Source organism: Streptomyces sp. NPDC001700 (genome assembly GCF_053596435.1).
On the sequence record NZ_JBSFGE010000010.1, the window covers coordinates 96,165 to 117,265 of the forward strand.

20 protein-coding genes and 1 pseudogene are annotated in these 21,101 nt (G+C 71.6%); 13 read left to right on the top strand and 8 right to left on the bottom strand.

What is annotated here, in order from left to right; genetic code table 11:
- Positions 1-120 precede the first annotated feature (120 nt).
- Positions 121-1,749: an IS200/IS605 family accessory protein TnpB-related protein gene (locus tag ACWC5C_RS20385; protein WP_450877115.1), complete on the top strand. Its 1,629-nt coding sequence runs from the start codon at positions 121-123 to the stop codon at positions 1,747-1,749.
- Positions 1,750-1,815: 66 nt separating this feature from the next.
- Here ACWC5C_RS20385 and ACWC5C_RS20390 read toward each other — a convergent pair.
- A pseudogene (locus ACWC5C_RS20390) lies at positions 1,816-2,379 on the bottom strand (ABC transporter substrate-binding protein); the annotation flags it as partial.
- Positions 2,380-2,683: 304 nt separating this feature from the next.
- On the opposite strand from ACWC5C_RS20390, the gene ACWC5C_RS20395 reads away from it, so the two are divergent.
- Positions 2,684-3,055 carry an ArsR/SmtB family transcription factor gene (locus ACWC5C_RS20395; RefSeq protein WP_385436622.1) on the top strand — a complete coding sequence of 124 codons (372 nt, stop codon included), beginning with the start codon at positions 2,684-2,686 and terminating at the stop codon, positions 3,053-3,055.
- Between the two features lie 12 nt (positions 3,056-3,067).
- Here the strand turns inward: ACWC5C_RS20395 and ACWC5C_RS20400 are convergent, their stop codons facing one another.
- Together ACWC5C_RS20400 and ACWC5C_RS20405 are read right to left on the bottom strand one after the other, a co-directional pair.
- Positions 3,068-4,411 carry an FAD-dependent oxidoreductase gene (locus ACWC5C_RS20400; RefSeq protein WP_450877117.1) on the bottom strand — a complete coding sequence of 448 codons (1,344 nt, stop codon included), beginning with the start codon at positions 4,409-4,411 and terminating at the stop codon, positions 3,068-3,070.
- Between the two features lie 121 nt (positions 4,412-4,532).
- A complete protein-coding gene (locus ACWC5C_RS20405) occupies positions 4,533-5,204 on the bottom strand; it encodes a DUF305 domain-containing protein (RefSeq protein ID WP_450877119.1) in 672 nt (223 codons plus the stop codon).
- Between the two features lie 137 nt (positions 5,205-5,341).
- Here ACWC5C_RS20405 and ACWC5C_RS20410 point away from each other — a divergent pair, with 137 nt between their 5' ends.
- Positions 5,342-6,823, top strand: a complete 1,482-nt coding sequence (locus ACWC5C_RS20410) for an LVIVD repeat-containing protein (RefSeq protein WP_450877121.1) — start codon at positions 5,342-5,344, stop codon at positions 6,821-6,823.
- Between the two features lie 16 nt (positions 6,824-6,839).
- Here ACWC5C_RS20410 and ACWC5C_RS20415 read toward each other — a convergent pair whose 3' ends face one another.
- Together ACWC5C_RS20415 and ACWC5C_RS20420 are read right to left on the bottom strand one after the other, a co-directional pair.
- The gene (locus tag ACWC5C_RS20415; RefSeq protein ID WP_450877123.1) at positions 6,840-7,475 is read right to left on the bottom strand and encodes a TetR/AcrR family transcriptional regulator; all 636 of its coding nucleotides are present in this window, start codon (positions 7,473-7,475) and stop codon (positions 6,840-6,842) included.
- Between the two features lie 168 nt (positions 7,476-7,643).
- The gene (locus ACWC5C_RS20420) at positions 7,644-8,276 is read right to left on the bottom strand and encodes a hypothetical protein (RefSeq protein ID WP_450877125.1); all 633 of its coding nucleotides are present in this window, start codon (positions 8,274-8,276) and stop codon (positions 7,644-7,646) included.
- A gap of 105 nt (positions 8,277-8,381) precedes the next feature.
- Between ACWC5C_RS20420 and ACWC5C_RS20425 the strand changes: the two genes are divergently transcribed.
- Entirely contained in the window at positions 8,382-9,110 is a 729-nt protein-coding gene (locus ACWC5C_RS20425; protein WP_450877127.1) for a VOC family protein, read from the top strand.
- Here the strand turns inward: ACWC5C_RS20425 and ACWC5C_RS20430 are convergent.
- On the bottom strand, positions 9,079-9,951 hold the full coding sequence (locus ACWC5C_RS20430) for a LysR family transcriptional regulator (RefSeq protein ID WP_450877129.1): 873 nt from the start codon (positions 9,949-9,951) through the stop codon (positions 9,079-9,081). The two genes, ACWC5C_RS20425 and ACWC5C_RS20430, sit on opposite strands and share 32 nt — an antisense overlap.
- 70 nt (positions 9,952-10,021) lie before the next feature.
- Between ACWC5C_RS20430 and ACWC5C_RS20435 the strand changes: the two genes are divergently transcribed.
- Positions 10,022-10,972, top strand: a complete 951-nt coding sequence (locus tag ACWC5C_RS20435) for an EamA family transporter (protein WP_450877131.1) — start codon at positions 10,022-10,024, stop codon at positions 10,970-10,972.
- Positions 10,973-10,994: 22 nt separating this feature from the next.
- Here the strand turns inward: ACWC5C_RS20435 and ACWC5C_RS20440 are convergent, their stop codons facing one another.
- Complete coding sequence (locus ACWC5C_RS20440) at positions 10,995-11,903, bottom strand: NAD(P)-dependent oxidoreductase (protein WP_450877133.1); 909 nt, start codon at positions 11,901-11,903, stop codon at positions 10,995-10,997.
- Positions 11,904-11,990: 87 nt separating this feature from the next.
- Between ACWC5C_RS20440 and ACWC5C_RS20445 the strand changes: the two genes are divergently transcribed.
- On the top strand, positions 11,991-12,359 hold the full coding sequence (locus ACWC5C_RS20445) for a winged helix-turn-helix transcriptional regulator (RefSeq protein ID WP_385436613.1): 369 nt from the start codon (positions 11,991-11,993) through the stop codon (positions 12,357-12,359).
- A gap of 27 nt (positions 12,360-12,386) precedes the next feature.
- On the opposite strand, the gene ACWC5C_RS20450 is transcribed toward ACWC5C_RS20445, so the two are convergent.
- Complete coding sequence (locus ACWC5C_RS20450) at positions 12,387-13,730, bottom strand: phosphatase PAP2 family protein (protein WP_450877364.1); 1,344 nt, start codon at positions 13,728-13,730, stop codon at positions 12,387-12,389.
- 212 nt (positions 13,731-13,942) lie between these two features.
- Between ACWC5C_RS20450 and ACWC5C_RS20455 the strand changes: the two genes are divergently transcribed.
- The 7 genes from ACWC5C_RS20455 to ACWC5C_RS20485 all read left to right on the top strand — a co-directional run bounded on the left by ACWC5C_RS20455 (position 13,943) and on the right by ACWC5C_RS20485 (position 21,066).
- On the top strand, positions 13,943-14,953 hold the full coding sequence (locus ACWC5C_RS20455; protein WP_450877135.1) for a polyprenyl synthetase family protein: 1,011 nt from the start codon (positions 13,943-13,945) through the stop codon (positions 14,951-14,953).
- Positions 14,931-15,596: a tryptophan 2,3-dioxygenase family protein gene (locus ACWC5C_RS20460; protein WP_450877366.1), complete on the top strand. Its 666-nt coding sequence runs from the start codon at positions 14,931-14,933 to the stop codon at positions 15,594-15,596. The genes ACWC5C_RS20455 and ACWC5C_RS20460 overlap by 23 nt, the downstream gene beginning before the upstream one ends.
- A gap of 17 nt (positions 15,597-15,613) precedes the next feature.
- Positions 15,614-16,987, top strand: coding sequence for an FAD-dependent oxidoreductase (locus ACWC5C_RS20465; protein ID WP_450877137.1), 1,374 nt, complete (start codon positions 15,614-15,616; stop codon positions 16,985-16,987).
- 126 nt (positions 16,988-17,113) lie between these two features.
- Positions 17,114-18,163: a polyprenyl synthetase family protein gene (locus ACWC5C_RS20470; RefSeq protein WP_450877139.1), complete on the top strand. Its 1,050-nt coding sequence runs from the start codon at positions 17,114-17,116 to the stop codon at positions 18,161-18,163.
- Entirely contained in the window at positions 18,163-19,614 is a 1,452-nt protein-coding gene (locus ACWC5C_RS20475; protein ID WP_450877141.1) for an MFS transporter, read from the top strand. Before ACWC5C_RS20470 ends, ACWC5C_RS20475 begins: the two co-directional genes overlap by 1 nt.
- A gap of 16 nt (positions 19,615-19,630) precedes the next feature.
- Positions 19,631-20,824, top strand: coding sequence for a cytochrome P450 (locus tag ACWC5C_RS20480; RefSeq protein WP_450877143.1), 1,194 nt, complete (start codon positions 19,631-19,633; stop codon positions 20,822-20,824).
- A gap of 26 nt (positions 20,825-20,850) precedes the next feature.
- Positions 20,851-21,066 (top strand): ferredoxin, encoded by a 216-nt coding sequence (locus ACWC5C_RS20485; protein WP_450877145.1) that lies wholly within the window; start codon positions 20,851-20,853, stop codon positions 21,064-21,066.
- Positions 21,067-21,101: the final 35 nt, after the last annotated feature.

Below are 21,101 nucleotides of genomic sequence, written 5' to 3' on the forward strand. Positions count from 1 at the left end.
GCGATTCCGGAGGAGGGAACGGGGGTTCCCGGTTCGAATGGGTGACCTTTTCGCGGGTGTGGTCGTTGGGTGGGTGATGGGCGTGTTGCCGCCGGGCTCGCGGAACGGGAGGGGTGCGGGGTGGGTGTGCTGCGTGAGCTGTCGGCGCCGTTCGTCGTCCCTGGTCCGTCCGGTGTCGCGATCCGTACGCGGCTCAAGGGCCTGACCGCGAGGGACGAAGAGGCGCTGCGGCTGATCGGCACGCATCTTGGAACACTGGCTTCGCGCGACCTCAAGCAGCGCTGTGCCGAGGGGCTGGAGCACTCCGCGGACTCGTGGGCGGCGCGTAAGCGCGCTGTGACCGGGGAGTCCTCGTCGCGGTGGGCGGGCAGTATCACCAAGGCCACGCACGACCAGTGGGCGTTATCGCGGCGTGCGCAGTACGCCCACATCCAGACCCTGGAAGCCGGTGTGCGCACCATCGCGGACCGGTTGTCGCTGCCGGTGGGTTCGAAGGGGACGAAGCGGAGCCCGGGCGGCTACCGCACCCGGCAGGAGTGGTTCACCAAAACGCGCCGCCTGCGCCTCCTGCGGGACCGGCTCGCTGCCGCGTGTGCCGACCGCGAAGCGGGCCGTGTACGCGTGGTGCGAGGAGGAAAACGGCTGGCCAATACCCGTCACCACCTCGCACAAGCGCAGCTCTCCGAGGCCGGGTGGCGGCAGCAGTGGGAGGCCCGGCGCTGGTTCCTCCAGGCCGATGGTGAGAGCGGGAAGCGGCTGGGGAACGAGACGATCCGCGTCACCCCGGACGGCCAGGTCAGCATCAAGCTCCCGGCGCCACTGACACATCTGGCGAACGCGGCGCAGGGCCGGTATGTCCTCACCGGTGCCGTCGCCTTCCGTCACCGGGGTGCGGAGTGGGCCGACCGTGTGGCGGCGAACCGGGCTGTGGCCTACCGCATCCACCGGGACGTGGCCCGCCACCGCTGGTACATCACCGCCTCCTGGACCATCCCGCCGGTCAAGACCGTTCCGCTGGCTCAGGCCCGCGCCGGTGGCCTGGTCGGCGTCGATACCAACGCCGACCACCTGGCGGCATGGCGCCTGGACAACTGCGGCAATCCGGTCGGCGATCCGCGCCGGTTCGCCTTCGACCGAGACGGACCGGCCACCTACCGCGACGCCCAGGTACGGCACGCGCTGGTACGCCTGCTGCACTGGGCCAAACGCCACAACCTGAGCATCGCGATCGAGGACCTGGACTTCCAGGCGGACAAGACCCGCGAGAAGCACGGCAGGCGGAAGCGGTTCCGCAAACTGATCTCCGGCATGCCCACCTCCAAGCTACGGGCACGACTGGCCTCGATGGCCGCCGAGCTCGGCATCACGATCGTGGCCATCGACCCCGCGTACACGTCAAAGTGGGGCGCCCAGCACTGGCAAAAGCCCCTCACCAGCACCACCAGGAGAACCACTCGCCATCACGCGGCAGCGGTGGCAATCGGAAGGCGCGCCCTGGGGCACCCGATCCGGCGACGGACGGCACCGCCCCCGCACGACCAGAGCGAACGTGCGGGGCATCGGACCGTCCAGGCCGCATCGGGCCTCCCGGGGCGTGAGGAAACCCGCCCCCGCATTCCCGGACCACGGACACGATCCGTCGCCGCCGGAGGCGGAGCGAAAGCGGGCGACCAGGGTGCCCAACACCGTCCGGGGCACCCGGCTGAGCACGAGTCCTGGAACCAGGACTCACTACCACTCAGTCTTTAGGAACGGTTCTTGTCGAGCTTGGCCCGGTCCTTCACCGGGTCGGCCACGATCCACACGATCGCGGGTACCGATGATCTCGGTCTGCCGCTGCCACGGCACGCCGAAGTCGGCGTTCTGCTTCGGCTGGGCCACCACCGGGGCGAACTTCGACAGCGTCGCGTACTGCTCCTTGGTGAGACCGCTGTAGACCGCGAGGATCAGGTCGGGCCGCAGGGCCGCGATCTTCTCCGTCTGCGGTCCGGTGCCGGTGTCCTTGAGCAGGGTCGACGGCTTAGCGTTGCCCAGCTTGGCCGTGGCTCAGGGGCCGATCGCGCCCGGGTGGCCGCCGATCCACTCGGTGGTTCCCACCGGCACCTTGCCCAGGGCGAGCACGGCGCCCTGGTCGGTCAGGCCGACGGTGACGATCCGCCGGGGTTCCTCCTTGAGGGTGGTGCTGCCGTACTTGTGCGGGATGGTCACCGGGAAGGCGCCCGCCGAGGCGGCGGGCTCACCGGAGTCGGCGTCCCCGGAGTCCTTGCCGGAGCCGCACGCCGAGGCGGTGGCGAACAGGAGCGCCAGGGTGGCGAGCACCGCGGCGAGCCGGGCGCTTCTGCCAGTGCTTCTGTGAGTGGTTCTGCGAGAGCCGGGCATCAGGGTGTCCTACACGGTCGGGTCGGGCCTGTGACGGTGCGGGGGAGGGGCGCGGCCGCCCTGTGGTGGCGCCCCACCGGGATGACCATGGGGGTGCCGAGAAGGGCGGTGAGCAGCGGCAGCCCGGCGGGCGGCCAGTGAGCCGAAGGTGATCAGCAGCACCACCGCAGCGATGCCGACGCCGATCACCTCGCCCGCCCCGGCCGACCATCCCGGCTACTCACTATCAAGTACGCCGGATGTGAGACTACGAGAAGCTTCGTACCATGGTGGGCCCGGAACGACGCGACGAGGAGCGGCAGTCGTGCAGAGGCAGACCACACCTCAGGAGCGCGGGGCGGGCCGTTCGCTGGAGCATCCGCGCCGCGAGGACATCCGGCTGGAGGGCGTGCTGCACGCGCTGTCCGACCCCATGCGGCTGCGGGTGGTGCGGACCCTGGCCGAGGAGAGCTGCGACCTGTCCTGTTCGGTGATCGACCTGCCCGTCAGCAAGTCCACCAGCACCCACCACTTCCGGGTGCTGCGCGAATGCGGTGTGATCCACCAGATCTACCGGGGCACCGCCAAGATCAACGCCCTGCGTCGCGAGGATCTGGACGCGTTGTTCCCCGGGCTGCTCGACAGCGTCATCGCCGCCGTCGTCCGCCAGGACGACCGGGCGGGCGGCCCCGGCTGATTCAGCGCGGCTTCAGTCTTCGCCGCGCGCCGCGCCCAGCAGCCCCGGCCAGTCCGGGATCTTCACCTTCGTACGGCCCAGCGCCTCCCCGAGCGTCGCCTCCGCCGCCTCGATCCGCAGCCAGCCGGTCCACTCGACCGGCTCGACGCCCGCCGCGCGCAGCGCGGCGAGGGGGTCCTCGGCCACCGGCCGCGCCGCCAGCACGTCCGCGTCGGCGAGCAGCGAGGCAACCGTCTCCTTGGCGCACGGCCGGTTGGTGCCGATCACCCCGGTCGGCCCGCGCTTGATCCACCCCGCCACGTACTCGCCGGGCGCGGGCACACCGCCGCGCAGCACCCGCCCCGCCGCGTTCGGCACGGTGCCCCGCCGCTCGTCGAACGGCAGCCCCGGCAGCGGTACGCCCCGATAGCCCACCGACCGCAGCACCAGCTGCGCCGCGATGTCCTCAAAGACGCCCGTGCCCGCCACCCCGCCCCGCCCGTCCGGCGCGGTCCGCTCGAACCGCACGGCACGCACCGCGCCCTCGCCGAGCAGCGCGGCGGGCCGCAGGAAGAAGCGCAGCCGGACGCGGCGCGGACGGCCCATGGGCGCGCGCCGTGACCAGTCGCGCAGCACCTCGACGTTGCGGCGCCCTGCCGCGGGCAGTTCCGAGGGGTCGCCGTACGCCGGGTCGAGCGCCAGCTCCTCGGGGCGTACGAGCACATCGGCACCGGTCAGCGAGCCCAGCTCGCGCAGCTCTTTGGTGGTGAACTTCGCCTGCGACGGGCCTCGGCGGCCGACCACATGGACATCGGCGACCCGGCTGTCGGCGAGCGCGCCGAGGGCGAGGTGGGGGACGTCGGTGGGCCGTAGCTCCTCCGCCCCACGGGCCAGGATGCGCGCCACGTCCAGCGCGACATTGCCGACCCCGACGACGACGGCGGAGCGCGCGCCGAGCGCGAAGGCGTCGCCGGGGGCGTCCGGATGGGCGCTGTACCAGGAGACGAACTCGGTGGCGGAGTAGCTGCCGGGCAGCTCCTCGCCGGGCACGCCGAGCCGCCGGTCGGTCGCCGCGCCCACGCAGTAGACCACCGCGTGGTAGAGCCCCAGCAGCCGCTGCGGCACCAGCGGCGGGGGACCCACGTGCACATTGCCGAGGAAGCTGACCCGTGGGTGCTCCAGGACCGCGCGCAGGGTGTTCTGCAGCGACTTGATCTTCTCGTGGTCGGGGGCGACGCCGTAGCGCACCAGCCCGTACGGGCACGGCAGCCGGTCCAGCACATGCACCGACACCTCGGGTACGGACTCCTGCTGGACGAGCGCCTGGGCGGCGTAGACGCCGCTCGGCCCGGATCCCACGACGGCGACGCGAAGCACGGAGGAACTCCTTCCGCAGGCTGTCTCCAGCATCGCACCCGGCGGGCCCGAGCGCTCCGACCCGGCGCGCCTGCGCGCCGCCCCGCCAGCCCCCTTACGTCAGCCCCCCCACGCCAGCCCCTTACGCCAGCTTCCGCATCCGGCGGATCTCGCTGTTCTGCTGCGCGATCACATCGTTGGCCATCTCCTCCACCCGGACGTTGTTGCCCCGGCCCAGCACATCCGTGGCCATCGAGAGCGCGCCCCGGTGGTGGGCGATCATCAGCTTGAGGAAGAGCGCGTCGAAGTCGGCGCCCTCGGCGGCGCGCAGCGCGGCCAGCTGCTTCGGCGTGGCCATGCCGGGCATCTTCGCCGTCCCGCCGTGGTGGTGCTCTCCGCTCGTCGCGCCGCTGGTGGTCTGCTGCCAGCCCCGCATCGCGTCGATCTCCGGCCCCTGCGCCGCCGCGATGCGCTCGGCGAGCCGTCTGACGTCGGCCGATCTCGCGCGGTCCGGTGCGAGGTCGGTCATGACCAGGGCCTGCTGATGGTGCTCGATCATCATCGTGATGTACGCGCGGTCGGCCGCGTTGGGGGAGTCGTCGTCGCCCGCCTTCGCCGCCTCCTCGGCCGACAGCGTCCGCGCCGCCTCACCCGGCCGCCCCGGGGCGATCACCGCGGGCTTGCCGTCCGTCCCCTTCCCGGTGTCCTGCCTGCCGCCGTCCGGCTCACAGCCGGTGAGGGCGAGCATCGCGGCGGTGGCCGCGGCCGCGAACGCGAGGGATGCGGCGTGAAGCCTCGTACGCCGGTGCAACACCGTTACCTCCAGGGGAAGTCAGGATTTTGTATGACGACTATGTTGCCGCCTGTTGTGGTGTACATGAGAGGCGCGATACTGCCCACGTCCCAGGAACCGTTCAACTCCGAGCGGGCACAGGACATAGGGAGGACGCAGTGAAGCCGTGGGAAAGATCCCCGCAGCGGCGCAGATACCTCGGTGCGGCCGTGGCCGCCTTCGGACTGGTGGCCTCGTTGCTGGCGGCGAGCCCCGCCGTCGCGACACCGGACCCCGGTGACGCGCCGCGCGGCGAGCGGGTGACGAAGGGTCAGGCATCCGACACCAGGGCCGCCATCGAGAACGGCGAGATCCCCGGGGTGGACGAGATCGTTCACAGCGACAACGTCAGTCACCTCACCAACATCCCCAAGCAGGACCTCAAGGGAACCAACTCGGACCTCGCTTTCCAGGGCAAGTACGCCTTCGCGGGCAACTACGACGGCTTCGTCATCTACGACGTCAGCCGTCCGAAGCGCCCGAAGGTCGTCAGCCAGGTGCTCTGCCCCGGCGCGCAGAACGACATATCGGTCTCCGGGGACCTGCTCTTCCTCTCCACCGACTCCTCGCGCAGCGACAACTCCTGCACCAGCACCACGCAGCCCGCCACCGAGAAGTCCTCCTGGGAGGGCATGAAGGTCTTCGACATCAGCGACAAGCGCAACCCGCGCTACGTCGCCGCCGTCGAGACCTCATGCGGTTCGCACACCCACACCCTGGCGCCCGACCGCAAGAACGTGTACGTCTACGTCTCCTCGTACTTCCCCAGCGAGACGTTCCCGGACTGCCAGCCTCCGCATGACGGCATCTCCGTCATCAAGGTGCCCCGCAAGGCGCCCGAGAAGGCCGCGGTCATCGACTTCCCCGTGCTCTTCCCGGACGGCGGCAACCCCGGCGGCCCCAGCAACCCGGGCGTCTCCCAGACCACCGGCTGCCATGACCTCACCACGTTCCCGAAGCTGAAGCTGGCGGCGGGCGCGTGCATGGGCGACGGCCTCCTGCTGGACATCGCCGACCCGGCGAAGCCACGGGTCATCGACCGGGTCGAGGACAACGTCAACTTCGCCTTCTGGCACTCGGCGACCTTCAACGAGCGCGGAAACAAGGTCGTGTTCACCGATGAGCTGGGCGGCGGCGGTGCCGCGACCTGCAACGAGGCGACCGGCCCGAAGCGCGGTGCCGACGGCATCTACGACATCGTCGGCAAGGGTGACAAGCGGAAGCTGGTGTTCAAGAGCTACTACAAGATCCCGCGCCACCAGGCCGCCACCGAGAACTGCGTCGCCCACAACGGCTCGCTGATCCCCGCCAAGGGCCGCGACATCATGGTCCAGGCGTGGTACCAGGGCGGCGTGTCCATCTGGGACTTCACCGACTCCGCCCGCCCGAAGGAGATCGGCTACTTCGAACGCGGCCCGATCTCGGCCGACACGCTGGTCGGCGGCGGCTCCTGGTCCGCGTACTACTACAACGGCTACATCTACTCGAACGACATGGCCAAGGGCTTCGACGTCCTGAAGATCGACGACCGGCGCACGGACAGCGCCCGGTCGGTGCGGCTGCGCGAGCTGAACGTCCAGACGCAGCCCGACTACCGCTGACGGCCCACCCGTTCGTTCACGCACGCTGAGGGACCCCGCCGGGCGGCTCACCGCCCGGCGGGATCCCCAGGCCCCAGCCCAGCCCATAGCGCTGGAACAGCTCCGCCCGCAGCCGCTCGGGCTCCATCGGCGCCCCCGGCAGCAGCACCGCGACCACCGCGCCCATCAGCAGCGCCCGCAGCAGCCGGTAGTCGGCCTCCGGGTCCGGCGAGCCGTAGCGGGTCACCGTGTCGCGCAGCAGGGCGGCCAGCCGCTGCTGCTCCGGGCACTGGATGAACCCCTCCGCCGTGAGGATCCCCGCCATGTGCGTACGCATCAGCCGCGGTCGCTCCCGGGCGAGCCCCAGGATGGCGTCGATCGCGCGCGCCAGCAGCTCGCGCCCGGCCTCCTCGCCCTCCGGGCGCGGCTCGCGCTCCAGGGCCGTGGCCAGCTCCATGTGCATCAGCCGGTGCACGGCGGTCTGCAGCAGCTGACGCTTGCCCGGGAAGTAGTACGAGACCAGCCCGCGGGCCGCCCCCGCCCGGTCGGCGATATCGGCGAGCGTCGTCGCCTCGTAGCCGCGCTCACCGACCAGTTCGACCGTCGCCTCCAACAGACGGGCCTGGGACCGGCGGCGCAACTCCTCATTGACCGACGGGCTGCGGGGGGACATGCTGTTAACTCCTGCGTTGGCTGGCTGCGAGCCAATATACTCAGGCGGCAGGATGCCGTCCGGCGATCTTTCGAGGATGGCTTGTAACCTCCGCCGGTTCGGGCGACGCGGGGGATCGTCCGAACCGGCGGTTTCAGTTCCTTACGAACAGCGCGAACTGTACGAACGTCAGCGCGCCGACGTGACGGTGAAGTCGAACTGGCTGATCTCGTCGAAGCCGCACTGGTCGTCCTCGCCGTACGAGTACCCGTGGGTGAAGAAGTAACCGGTGCCCGCCTTGGCGGTCTTGGCGATCTTGATGCGCATCGCGGCGTCCGTGTGCTCGCCCGGCTTGACCATGCCCAGCGTGGCGAAGTCGTCGTTGTCGAGCGGCTCCGCGCCCTCGCCCTCGATGGGCTTCCACGCGCCGGTCTCCGGGTTGAACCACTCGACCGTCATGCCGAGTTCGGCGATGTCGTCGAGGTCCGGGTCGGCGGTACCGGGGTAGAGGCTGATGACCGTCTCCATCACCGTGACGGTGGAGACGTTGGTGACGCGATAGGTGAACTCGTGCCATCCGGACCCGGCGACGATGGTGCCGGGCAGCCCGCGCAGCCCCGTCTTTCCGCGTTCCTCATCCGGAATGCCGGAGCAGAAGGCCGGGCGGGTGTACGTCGGGGACGGCGACGGCTCGGCGGTGGCCGCGGGCGCGTCGCTCGTCGCGTGTGTGGCCGTCGCGTGTGCGGTGGGGACGGCGAGCAGGGACGCGGAGCCGAGGGCGGCGACGGCGGCGGCTGCCGACAGGGCACGGCGAAGCTTCATGGATTCCTCTCAGGAAAGCCGGGAGTGGGCGCTTACATGACCCACCGCCCCCGCGCGGGGTTGCGCTCCGCGCGGAGGGAAGATCCACGCTGGCAGGATGTTGCCATGACGGATCATCAGGGAACGTTCTGCTGGATGGACCTCAAGGCCCGCGATCTGCCCGGCGCCACCGCCTTCTTCTCGACGGCACTGGGCTGGCACTTCGCGGTGGACGAGGAGGACTGGCGCCGGGCCACGAAGATAGCCGTCGGCGGCCACCGGATCGGCGGTGTGAGCGACCTCGCCGATCCGGTCTACCCACCGGACACCCCCGCCCACATCGCCTACTACCTCACGGTCGACGACGTCGACCGCCGCGCCGAAGCGGCGGTGGCGCACGGCGCCCGCCTCGTCGTCCCGCCCTTCGACGCGGGCGATCAGGGCCGCATAGCGACCTTGACCGATCCGGTGGGCGCCGCCTTCTCCCTGTGGCAGCCGTATCGGTTCACCGGCTGGGGGTTTCCGCCCGGCCTCGCGGGCGCCCCGTACCGCATGGTCCTGGCCTGCGAACAGCCGGACCGGGTACGGGACTTCTACCGCGAGACGACGGGCGGCGGCCTCGTCGGCGCCGACTTCGTCACCGGACCACCCCTCGCCACCGCCCCGCGGTGGGAACTCGTCGTCGCCGTGGACGACGTGGACGGTGTCCTCGCCCGGGACCTCGCCCCGGGTGCCGCCACCTGGCTGGACGAGACCGGCGGCCGCGAGGCGCGGCTGACCGGCCCGGAGGGGCTGACCGTGCGGGTCCGCCGCCCGGACGGCCTCAGGGCGCTCCGGTCCGGTCGGCCGCGATGACCTGGTGGGCCAGGGTCACCAGGTCCGGGATGGCCGGGTGGCCGAGGCCCTCGCGCCAGGCCAGGACGACGGGAATGGCCGGGGCGTCCGCGAGCGGGCGGTAGACCAGCGAGGGGTGGGTGTGATGGCTCGGGGTGGCCGACGTGGAGACGCCCACGGCCCGGCCCGCCGCGATGGCGATCAGCCACTCGTCGGTGTTGGTCACCTCGATGGTCGCGACGGGCCGGGCCGTCGGCGGCCACAGGCCCATCGTCGTCGTGCCGGAGACGGTGTTGAGGGCGATCGGATGGGCGGTGAGGTCCGCCAGGGTGACCCGGGGGAGCGCCGCCAGCGGGCTGTCCGCGGGTATCACCACCACCCGCTCCTCCGACATCAGCGCCTCCGTGCGGAGCCCGGCCCGGGTGACCTCGCCCCGCAGCAGCGCCGCGTCGACCTTCCCCTGGGTGAGGCCCGCCGTGCGGTCGTCGATGCGCAGCAGCTCCAGCGGAGTGCCGGGGTGGGTCTCGTCCCAGCGGCGCAGCAGCGGGATGGTGTAGTCGCCGAGCGCCGCCCAGGGATGGCCCAGCCGCAGGGGCCAGCTCCGCAGGCCCCGGGGGTCGAGGGCGGTCTCGGCGGCGGCCACGGCGGCGCGGGCCTTGTCGCGGAACGTATGGCCCTCCGCGGTCAGCTCCAGATGGTGCGTGGAGCGGTCGACGAGCCGGGCGCCGAAGTGCTCCTCCAGCTGGCGCAGCGTGCGCGAGAGCACGGGCTGGCTCAGGTGGAGACGGGTGGCGGCGCGCGTGACGTTGCCCTCCTCGGCGATGGCGAGGAAGGCGCGCAGATGCCGCAGCTCGATGGTCATGCCCGAGAAGCATAACCGCAGGGAAATCCGCATTTCACAGGGCGTGGGCCGGGTTCCTAGCGTGGGGCCCATGAAATCCACGGCGCGCGGCTCCTCCGCGACGACGACCGCTCCTGTCCTCCTCCGCCACGCCCCCGGCCGTGGCACGCTCGGCGGCGTCGGCCTGGTGCTGGTGGGCACCCTGTCCGTGCAGTTCGGGTCGGCCTTCGCCGCGCTGCTGTTTCCCCGGGCCGGGGCGCTCGGCACGGTCGCGCTGCGGGTGACGATCGCCGCGTTGCTGCTGCTGGCCATCACCCGGCCCCGGCTGCGCGGCTACGCGCGCGCCGACTGGGCCGTGGTCTGCGGGTTCGGGCTGGCCCTCGGCGGCATGAACCTCCTCTTCTACCAGGCCATCGCCCGGATCCCGCTGGGGGCGGCGGTCACCCTCGAAGTCCTCGGACCGCTGCTGCTGTCGGTCGTCGCCTCGCGCCGCGCCGCCAGCCTGCTGTGGGCCGGACTCGCCCTGGCCGGGGTGTACCTGCTGGGGTACGGCGGATTCGACCAACTCGGCGCCTCGGGCGTGGCCTTCTCGCTCAGCGCCGGGGTGATGTGGGCGGCGTACATCGTGCTCAACGCCCGCGCCGGGGCCCGCTTCCCCCGGCTGGACGGTCTGACGATCGCGATGTCCGTCGCCGCGCTGCTCAGCCTGCCGCTGGGGGTCGGGGCCTCGGGCGGGGCGCTGCTGGAACCGGCGGCCCTCGGTCTGGGCCTGGCGATCGCGGTGATGAGTTCCGGGGTGCCGTACACCCTGGAACTGCTCGCCCTGCGGCGGCTGCCCGCGGCGACCTTCGCGGTGCTGACGAGCCTGGCCCCGGCCGTCGCCGCGCTGGCGGGCTATCTGGTGCTCGACCAGGGCCTGTCGCTGCCGCAGTGCGCCGCGATCGCGATGGTGGTCGCGGCGAGCGCGGGCGCGGTGCGTACGGGCACGCGGCGTACGGGCACGGGGCGTACGGGCGAGGCTCGCGGGGTGGCGTCGAGCTGATGGACCAGCGCGGCCTGTCGGGTCAGCGCGGGTCGCGGATGCCGTCGATGATGCGGGTCCAGTTGTCGCCACCGTGGCCGTCGTCGATCGCGCGGCGGTAGTGGGCCTGGACGGCTTCGGGGAGGGCGAGCCCGAGGCCGAGCGCGGCGCTGGTCTCCACGATGTGGTCGGCCGTCGCGCCCATCATCGTGACGGTGCTGAGGTCGCCCGGATGCTTCCCGGCGTCCAGCGCGGCGCCGGGCGTCTCCTCGCCCGCCCGCATGATCTCGCCGACCGAGTCGGCGAGGGAGAGCAACTCCGGCAGCGCATCCCGGGCCCCCAGCCCCGCACTGCCCAGCATCGCGGTCGCGTGCATCATCCCGGACAGGGTGGTGAGGAACACCGCGAGCGCGGCCTGGTACATCATCTGGGCGAGGCCCGGATCCTCGCCCAGATACTTCGGCGCGCCGAGCAGCGCCAGCGCCGCCCGGTGACGCTCCATCACCTCGCCGGGTCCGCTGTAGTAGACGTACGACGCCTCGGTGCCGACCATGGGCGCCGGGGCCATGACGCCGCCGGTGAGGAACGCGGCGTCGTGGCCCGCCGCCCACGTGGCCGCCGCGCGGGTCCGCTCGGGAGTGTCCGAACTCAGATTGACGAGCGTCCGGCCGGTGAGCGATCCGGTGGCGCCGCCCAGGATGTCGTACATCGCCTGGTAGTCGGTGAGGCTGAGGATGACCAGCTCGCTCGCCCGGACCGCCTCGGCCGGTGTGGCCGCGAGCTTCGCCCCGTCCGCGACGACGCCGTCCGCGCGGCTCGCGGTGCGGTTCCAGACGGTGACCGGGTGTCCGGCGGTGAGGAGGGTACGGGCCATGGCCTGGCCCATGGGCCCGAGGCCGATGACGGTGACAGGGCTGTCCTGCAGGGGAATTGAGGTGTGTTGTTCGTTCACCCCTCCATGCTCGGAGGGCGCCGCTATTCTCGGAAGTACCCACTAAATACTGCGGTACTTACCTTTTTGTAAGGGAGAAGCTCAGCGATGGCCAAGACGCCGCGATGCGGGCCCTACATCTGCGGCGTCGACGCCGCGCTCGATGTCGTCAGCGGTAAGTGGAAGGGGCTGATCCTCTGGGAGCTGGACAACTATGGGGTGCGCCGCTTCGCCGAGCTGCGCCGTGGACTGCCGGGCGTGAGCGAGAAGATGCTGACCCAGCATCTGCGCGAGATGGAGGAGGACGGCCTCGTGCACCGGAAGGTCTACGCCGAGGTGCCGCCCCGCGTGGAGTACTCCCTGACCGAGCACGGGCACACGCTCAACCAGGCGCTCGGTCCGCTCGGCGCCTGGGGCCTGGAGCGGATCCGCCGCGAACGCTCCGAAGTGGTCGATGTGCACGGGGCCGCGCACTGAGCGGCCCGCTGTCCGGCGCGCCGTGACTCACGCCGGTTCGGGTTGTGGTTCCGGTGGCCGCACGGGTGCGGCCTTCGGTTCCCACCCTCTGGTGGTCCGTATATAGCCGTGGATCACCGAGGCCATCGCGAGCAGGAGAAGCGGGCCGAACACCCACGGGTGGTGGGCCATCTCCATCGGCAGATAGCGATAGGCCACCAGGAGCGCGGCGAAGACCGCCGTGCCATAGCCGACCAGTTGGATCGCCGACCGGTCCCAGCCTCGGTCGAGCGCGCGCAGGGTCGCCTCGATCGTGATCGTGAACACCACTCCGGCAATGAGGTCCACGCCGTAGTGGTAGCCGAATCCGAGCGTCGCGCAGAGCGTGGCGACCAGCCAGAACGTGCCCGCGAACCGCAGAATCCGTGGCCCGGTGCGGGAATGAATGAAGATCGCGGTAGCCCACGCCGTATGCAGGCTGGGCATGCAGTTGCGCGGCGTTTCCGCGTCGTACAGCACCGGATGCGGAGTGGCGACCGGCGTGGACGTGTGCGGCCACACATCGGCGATCGCCCAGTGCTCGCCGCCGGTGCCGAAGGCGCCGCTGCCGTAGGCGAAGACCGGCCCGACGACGGGGAAGATCATGTAGATGGCCGGTCCGACGAGGCCGATCACCAGGAAGGTGCGGACCAGGTGATGGCCCGGGAAACGGCGCTCGGCCGCCACGTTCCGCAGCTGATAGGCCGCGACGATGGCCGCGGCCACCGCGAGCTGGACGTAGACGCCGTCGAGCACCTTGGCGCCGACCGGGCCGGTGGCTTCGAGGATCCGGCCCGCCAGCCACGACGGGTTGCCCAGCGCGTGATCGGCCACGGACACGTACTGATCGAGCACCATCGGGCGGGTCTTCGAGGTGATCAGCAGCCACGCGTCGCCCGTCTTACGGCCCGCCACCAGCAGCAGCCCCAGCCCGACGCCCTTCAGCAGCAGGACCCGTTCCTGGCCCTCGCGGCGCGTGACGGCGATGACCGCGCAGGCCAGGATCACCCAGAGCGCGCCATTGCCGAAGGGGTGGCCATCGGTCGTCTCGATGCCCGCCGCCCACCGCACCAGGAAGAAGACGGCGTCGATGCCGATCGCGGCACCGGTCGCGATGAGCCGTTCCCGCCGGGTGAGCACCACCATCATCAACGCCATGCCCGCGTACAGCATGAACCCCGATTTAGGGGCGAATATCACCTCGCGCACCTGATTGGTGAGCGGCCCCGGCTGGCCATAGCGGCGCGAGGCGATCTCCAGCGCGACGATGAATCCGAGAGCCGCCACCACCGCCGTGGTCCACAACAATGCCCGTGGCCGGAGCCACGCGGCGAACGCATCTGCGCGGGGTATTCGGGAAAGCGCCCGCGATGGTTTGGGTATCAATTACTTGGCCGTTTTGTTGGGTGTTCCTTGATCGTGAGTTCGATCATGATATCGGAGCGGTGGGGCGGCTGACCGCCGGAGCGCGGAGGAGAACGAAGATGCCAGTCCGTGTGTCCACTCGGGCCGAGGTCGCCCTGCGCTGAAGACATCGGGGCCACGGCGCTCCTAGCGTCAGCGGCATGACGGACAACGTCGACTTCATAGCGGACATCGATGTGCCTCAGGTCGCTGATGCCGAAGTAGCCGCTCTGGTACGGGCCGAGGTGGAGTACCGATGGCCCAACGGTGTCTCGGGCCTCGACGAAGTGGTGCGCTACGGATTGGTGCCCTTCGGCAAGATGATGGGTCCCTGGCTGGTGATCCGGTCCAGCCTCGCGGTGGGGGGTGATCTGGCGCCCGCCCTGCCCGCCGCGGTAGCCCTGGAATGTGTGCAGGTCGGCGCGATGATGCACGACGACATCATCGACCGGGACGGAGAGCGGCGCAGCAAGACCGCCGCGCACACGGTGTTCGGGGAACCGACCGCGATCGTGGGCGGGGACGGGCTCTTCTTCCACGGCTTCGCCGCGCTGTCCGAGTGCGAGGCAGCCGGGGCGCCCGCCGCACGGGTCGCACGGGCCCTGGCCGTGCTGTCCCGGGCGGGTCTGCGCATCGGAAGCGCGGCCCTTCAGGAAATCCGGATGAGCCGCAGTGTCTGTTCCGTCGAGACGTACCTCGACATGATCAGGGACAAGAGCGGCGCTCTGCTGTGGATGGCATGCGGTGTGGGTGCCACCCTCGGCGGCGCGGACGACACCGCCTTCAACGCGCTCAGCCGGTACAGCGACCAGCTGGGCATCGCGTACCAGATCCGCGACGACCTGATGGCGTACGACGGAACGAGGGCGGGCAAGCCGAACGTCTCCGACGTGCGCAACGGCCGGCCCACCCTGCCCGTGCTGCTCGCGCACGAGCGCGCGCCGCGCGAACAGCAGCGGCGGATCGAGCGTCTGCTCGCGGACACCGCGTCGTCCGTCGAAGAGCGGTACGAGGCCATGTCCGAGCTGGTCAACGCCTTCGACGGGGTCCAGGCGGCACGGGAGGTGTCGCACCGGCACGTGCGCTCGGCCGAGGAGGCGCTGGAATGCCTGCCGCCCACCGAGCACCGGAACGCCCTCGCGGAACTCACTGTGCCCGGCCGCCTGGTGTAGCGCGGACTCACCCGAGGAGGTGGCTCTCATGACCGGCATGACCTATGCGACATACCTGCACCTCGACGAACTGCTGTCACTGCAGCATCCGCTCACGCCGGTGACGCTGCAGGACGAGCGCGACGACGAACGGCTCTTCATCGTCGTGCACCAGTCGTCCGAGACCCTGCTCAGCCAGGTCCTCGTCGACCTGCGCCACATCGCGGCGAACGAGTGCGGGCAGCGGTGTTTCGCCCATCGGGCGGAACGGGCGACCCGGCTGATCGACGCCCTGGAGGGGCAGTTGACGCTGATGCGCCACACGCTGAAGCCGGAGGACTTCCTGCGGTTCCGGGACCGGGTCGGAACGGCGAGCGGTCTGCAGTCCGAGCAGTTCCACGAGCTGTTCGCGCTGACCGAGTGCCTGATGCCGGGAGGCGCCGGTCACCTCCTCCCGGTGGAACCCGGCCAGCGCGACGAGCTGAGCGCCGCCGTGTGGCGGTGGCGCCGTACGCATCTGGAACTCGTCGAGTACATGATCGGCAACCTGCCCGGCACGGCGAAGACCTCCGGTGTCCGCTATCTGGCCAGCCGGTTGAACGGGACGCCACGGGACGAGCACGGCCACCGCGCCGTCGTCGCGGGGAAGCGGGCGCGTTCGTGACACACGAGAGGCAGCACATGCGCGCAACGCCCCCAGGGCTGTCGCTGGGACACGTGGTGGTGATGGGCGGCAGCGTGGCCGGTCTGCTCACCGCCCAGGTGTTCGCGCGCCACGCGGAGCGGGTGACGGTCCTCGAACGCGACCAGTACGAGGAGAGACCCGAACCCCGCGCGGGTGTGCCGCAGTCACGCCACACCCATGTGCTGCTGACCAGCGGCATGCACGCGCTGGACAAGCTGCTCCCCGGCCTGGTGTCCGAGCTGAGGGAGGCGGGCGCGCCCTGCCCCGCCGTCCCGGGGGACGTGGGCGTGTGGCAGGCGGGTCAGTGGATATCCCGCCGCAATCCGTCCCGCCCGATCATGACCCCGTCGCGCCCCTTCCTGGAACACCGCATCCGCCGGCGTGTCCTGGCCGATCCCCGGATCTCGGTCCGGACGGCGACCGAGGCGGCGGGCCTGCTCGGCCGCCCCGATCACATCACCGGCGTCCTGATCCGTGGCCGGGGGTCCGATCACCACGTCCGGCAGGAACTCACGGCCGACCTCGTGGTGGACGCCACCGGGCGGGCCAGCCGTACGCCCCAGTGGCTCACCGGCCTCGGGGGCTCACCGCCCCGCGAGGACGTGGTGGAGACCGGGCGGGCGTACGCCACGGCCGTCTTCCGTGGCGACGGCCCGCCCGAGGACCTCAAGGGCTTCTACATCGTTCCCGACGCCGGGCAGCCGTTCGGCGCGATCATCCTGCCCACCGAGGACGACCGCTGGATGGTCACCCTGTCCGGGCCCCGGGACCACGCGCCGCCCACCGACCCGGCCGGATTCACCGCGTTCCTCGACCGGCTCCCGCACACCGCCCCCCACAAGTGGCTCAGCGCGGCGCATCCCGTCGGCCGTCCCGTGGGATACCGGCACACCACCAACCGGCGCCGCCACTACGACCGGATGGGGCGCGCTCGCCGGGGACTGCTCGTCGTCGGCGACGCGGCGTGCGCCCTCAACCCCGTCTACGGGCAGGGCCTGTCCGTCGCGGCCCTGAACGCGGTCGCGCTCACCCGGGCGCTGGCCGCCGAACGCCCGCCGTCGCCGCACGCCCTGCAACGAGCGGTCCTGCGGTCGTCCCGCGACGCCTGGGACGTGGCGACGGGCGTGGACAGCACCATGCCGGAAGTCGTCGGCAACGCGGTACGCAGCGGCCCGGCCAACCGGCTGCTGACGCGGTACCTGGACCGCGTACGCGACCGCACACCCGGCGATCCGGTCGTGTGCACCGCCAACCGGGACGTCCTGTTCCTGCTCGCCCCGCCCCGCTCCCTGCTCACCTCCCCACAGGTTCTCCGCCGATCCCTGCTGCGTCCCGTGGTGCCGACACCACGCGACCTGCCCACGCAGTGACCACCCCCGAGCGACAGTGAAGGGCCACACCATGCGACACCCCAGCGTGCCCGTCCCGCCACGGGCGGACCGACCTCGGACGACCCGCCGCGTGTGCGCGCACCTCGCGAGCGGGCGGTGACGGCCATGACCACCACGACACCGGCCATGACCACCGCGACCCAGGCCGACCTGCTCTCCTCGGTCCTCGCCACCAGCCGGGCGGCACTCGAACCGGCCCTGCGCGACGCCGTCCGGACCCAGCTGAGCCCGGAGCTGGGGCAGATCGCCCAGTACCACATCGGATGGGCGGACGCCGACGGGCGGCCGACCAGCACCTGGGGCGGCAAGCTGGTCCGCCCCACCCTGGCGCTGCTGTCGGCGCGGGCGGCGAACGGCACGGCCACGGACGGCATTCCGGCCGCGGTGGCCATCGAGCTGGTGCACAACTTCTCGCTGCTGCACGACGACATCATGGACGGCGACACCTCCCGTCGCGGCCGGGCGACCGCCTGGAAGGTGTTCGGCGTGCCCGGCGCCATCCTCGCCGGGGACGCGCTGGTGGCCGCGGCCGGGTCCGTCCTGCTCGACTCCGACGGTAAGGGCGCCGCCTCGGCCGCCACATCGCTGATGACCGCCACCCAGCGCATGATCAGCGGCCAGGGAGCCGACGTCGGCTTCGAGCGGCGCGGCGATGTGACCCTCGCCGAGTGCGTGCGGATGGCGGGCGACAAGACGGGAGCGCTGCTCGCGTGTGCCTGCTCGCTCGGCGCGGACCTCGTCGGCGCGGACCCCGAACTGGTGAAGCGGCTCGCCGCCTTCGGTGAGCACGTCGGCCTCGCCTTCCAGCTCGTCGACGACCTGCTCGGGATCTGGGGCGAGGAGCGGCAGACCGGCAAGCAGGTGGGGGCCGACCTGCGGGTACGCAAGAAGTCGCTGCCCGTGGTGGCCGCCCTGTGCGCGGACGGCTCGGAGGAGCTGGCCGCCCTCTACCTCAGCCCCGAACCACTGAGCGAGCCGGACGTGCGGCACGTCGCGGACCTGGTGGAGCGCTTCGGAGGACGGTACTGGGCCCGGGACGAGGCGGCCCGCCAGGTCGCCGCGGCGGAGGAATGCCTCGCCGCCGCGGGGCTCGCGGACGGGGTGCGCCACGAGTTCCAGGAGGTCGCCGGGTTCATCGTCGGCAGGCGGTTCTGATGCGGCGACGGGTCACGGCGCCGCCGCCGACCGAGCCCGGACAGACCGGCGCGCCGGATCCCCCCGACACCGGACGCGGGACCGTCGTGGTCGTCGCCTTCACCGTGGGCGTGGCCGCGATGACCCAGACCATGGTGGTGCCGCTGCTGGGCGAGCTGCCGAGGCTGCTGGACGCGGGCGTGGCGGGCACCTCGTGGGTCGTCACCGCGGCGTCGCTGGGCGGCGCGGTCACCAGCCCGGTCGTCGGCCGCCTCGGCGACCTCTACGGCAAGCGGCGGCTGATGCTGATCGTGCTCGGGCTGGTGACGCTGGGCTCGCTGCTGTGCGCGACGGCCGACTCACTCGCCCCCATGGTCATCGGGCGCGGGCTGCAGGGCGTCGGCATGGGGCTCGCACCGCTCGGCATCAGCCTGCTGCGCGATGTGCTGTCCCCGCGCCAGCTCGGCCCGGCGATCGCGCTGACCTCCTCCGTCCTGGGGGTCGGCGCGGCGGTCGGACTGCCGCTGGCCGCCGCGGCGGCGCAGTACGCCGACTGGCACCTGATGTTCTGGGTGATGGCCGTGCTGACGACGGTGTTCGGTGTGCTGGTCGCGCGGCTGGTCCCGGCGCCCCCGGGGCTGGCCAGCGGCCGCTTCGACGGCGTCGGGGCGCTGGGGCTGAGCGCCGGGCTGACCGCGCTGCTCCTGGCGATCTCGTACGGCGGTGAATGGGGCTGGCTCAGCACCCCCACCCTGGGCCTGGCCGTCGCGTCCGTGGTGGTGCTGGGGCTGTGGGGCGTATGGGAGCGCCGGGCGGCCGATCCGCTGATCGATCTGGTCACCACGGCACGGCGGCCGGTGCTGCTGGTGAACATCACCTCCGTCGTCGTCGGCTTCGCCCTGTACGCACAGATCCTGATGGTGCCTCAGCTGCTGGAACTCCCGGAGCGCACGGGCTACGGCTTCGGCCTGTCGACCGTGCGGGCCGGACTGCTGATGCTGCCCGCCGGGCTCGCGATGATGGCCGCGTCGGCGGTCGGCGCCAGGATCTCCGCGGCCCGTGGCCCCAAGTTCTCGCTGCTGCTGGGCACCGCGCTGATCGGCCTGGGCTACGCGGTCTGCCTGGCCCAGATGGGCTCGATCACGATGCTGATCATCGGCACCGTGGTGTCCAACGGCGGCGTCGGTGTCGCCTACGGGGCGATACCCGCGTTGATCATGAAGGCCGTCTCGCCCACCGAGACCGGGGTCGCCAACGGGTTCAACACGCTCATGCGGTCCATCGGCACGTCGCTGTCCGGCGCCGTCATCGGCGCGATCTTCGCCGGGCGGAGCATGCCGCTCGGCGGAACCTCCGTCCCGCTGCGGGGAGCCTTCGTGCTCATCGCGGTGGTCGGCATGGCCGGAGCGGTGTTCGCCCTGGCCATCGGCGCCGCGATCCCCGGCCGGCCGCACGAATCTTCCACCTCATGAGCAGAGAGGCCATGTCATGACCGAAACCCAGGCGACCTCCAGCGCGGGACGGGCCGCCGGATGCCCGTTCGCGCCCGCCCCCGAGCTGTACGCGGCGCAGAAGCTCGACGAACTGCCCCGCGTCACGCTGCCCAACCCGCTGCTCGGCGACTTCGACGCGGTGCTCGTCACCCGGTACGACGACGTCAAGAGCGCCCTCGCCAACGACCAGTTGCGGATGGGCGGCTCCATGCCGTACCAGGCGGGCAACCTGCTGAGCTACGACGGCGCCGACCACACCCGGCTGCGGCGCATGCTGACCGGGTCGTTCACGACCAAGCGGGCGCGGGAACTCCGCCCGGCGATCGAGGGCGTCGTCGGGTCCGCGCTCGACGCGCTGGAAAAGGCCGGTCCTGGCGCGGACCTGGTGGAGGTCTTCTGCAACCCCATCCCGACGCTGGTCATCTGTGAACTGCTGGGCGTGCCCTACGGCGACCGCGAGGACTTCCAGCGCCGCACCAAGGTCGCGCTGGACTTCAGCGTCAGCCGCGAGGTGCAGATGGAGAAGGCCGCCGAGATGGAGGCCTACATGGCCGGTCTCGTGGCGCGCCACCGGGAGCACCCGGGCGAGAACGTGCTGGGCCGGGTGGTGCGCGAATACGGCGACCAGCTCACCGACAGCGAACTGGCGGGCATCGGCAACATGCTGCTCATCGCCGGGCACGAGACGATCGCGAGCACCCTCTCCGCCAGCATCGCCCTGCTGCTCCAGCACCCCGATCAGCTCGCGGTGGTACGGGACGACCCCTCGGCGACCGACGGCGCCGTCGAGGAACTGCTGCGGTACACCGCACCGGCCGCTGTCCTGCCGCGCCAGGCGGCCGGGACCATGTGCGTACGCGATCAGGAGATCAAGGAGGGCGAACGGGTCGTGGCGTCCGTCCTGGCCGCCAACCGGGACCCCTCGGCCACCGGCGAGGACGCGGGCCAGGACGCGGGCCAGGACCTGGACCGGCTGGACGTACGACGCCCTCCGCACCGCCACCTCACCTTCGGCTTCGGCCCGCACCAGTGCCTCGGCCAGCAGCTGGCGCGCATGGAGCTGCGGGTCGCGCTCCCGGCGCTGTTCACCAGGTTCCCCACGCTGACGTCGGCCGTCCCGCACGACGAGCTGGACTACCGCACGAACGCGCTGGTCTTCGGCGTGAACACCCTGCCGGTCACCTGGTGACCCACGACCGGAAGCGGAGCTGACCCATGAACGTCGAGGTCGACGAGAGCCGATGCGTCGCGGCCGGAAACTGCGCCGCGTTCGCCCCCGCGGTCTTCGACCAGCGCGACGACGACGGCACGGTGATCCTGCTCGACCCGACTCCGCCGGAGAGCGAGTACGAGCGGGTCCGGGAGGCCCACCCGAGGTGCCCGGCCGCCGCCATCGTCCTGCACGAGAACCCATCGGATCGCGGCAAGTGACCACACCCTGCCGAGAGTTCGCCCAACCCCAGGGG

Excerpts from the sequence above, each read along its gene's own strand:
- ACWC5C_RS20415 (WP_450877123.1), bottom strand. The coding sequence starts at position 7,475 with ATGTCCCCCCGCAGCCCGTCGGTCAATGAGGAGTTGCGCCGCCGGTCC.
- ACWC5C_RS20420 (WP_450877125.1), bottom strand. The coding sequence starts at position 8,276 with ATGAAGCTTCGCCGTGCCCTGTCGGCAGCCGCCGCCGTCGCCGCCCTC.
- ACWC5C_RS20425 (WP_450877127.1), top strand. The coding sequence starts at position 8,382 with ATGACGGATCATCAGGGAACGTTCTGCTGGATGGACCTCAAGGCCCGC.
- ACWC5C_RS20430 (WP_450877129.1), bottom strand. The coding sequence starts at position 9,951 with ATGACCATCGAGCTGCGGCATCTGCGCGCCTTCCTCGCCATCGCCGAG.
- ACWC5C_RS20435 (WP_450877131.1), top strand. The coding sequence starts at position 10,022 with ATGAAATCCACGGCGCGCGGCTCCTCCGCGACGACGACCGCTCCTGTC.
- ACWC5C_RS20445 (WP_385436613.1), top strand. The coding sequence starts at position 11,991 with ATGGCCAAGACGCCGCGATGCGGGCCCTACATCTGCGGCGTCGACGCC.
- ACWC5C_RS20455 (WP_450877135.1), top strand. The coding sequence starts at position 13,943 with ATGACGGACAACGTCGACTTCATAGCGGACATCGATGTGCCTCAGGTC.
- ACWC5C_RS20465 (WP_450877137.1), top strand. The coding sequence starts at position 15,614 with ATGCGCGCAACGCCCCCAGGGCTGTCGCTGGGACACGTGGTGGTGATG.
- ACWC5C_RS20470 (WP_450877139.1), top strand. The coding sequence starts at position 17,114 with ATGACCACCACGACACCGGCCATGACCACCGCGACCCAGGCCGACCTG.
- ACWC5C_RS20475 (WP_450877141.1), top strand. The coding sequence starts at position 18,163 with ATGCGGCGACGGGTCACGGCGCCGCCGCCGACCGAGCCCGGACAGACC.
- ACWC5C_RS20480 (WP_450877143.1), top strand. The coding sequence starts at position 19,631 with ATGACCGAAACCCAGGCGACCTCCAGCGCGGGACGGGCCGCCGGATGC.
- ACWC5C_RS20485 (WP_450877145.1), top strand. The coding sequence starts at position 20,851 with ATGAACGTCGAGGTCGACGAGAGCCGATGCGTCGCGGCCGGAAACTGC.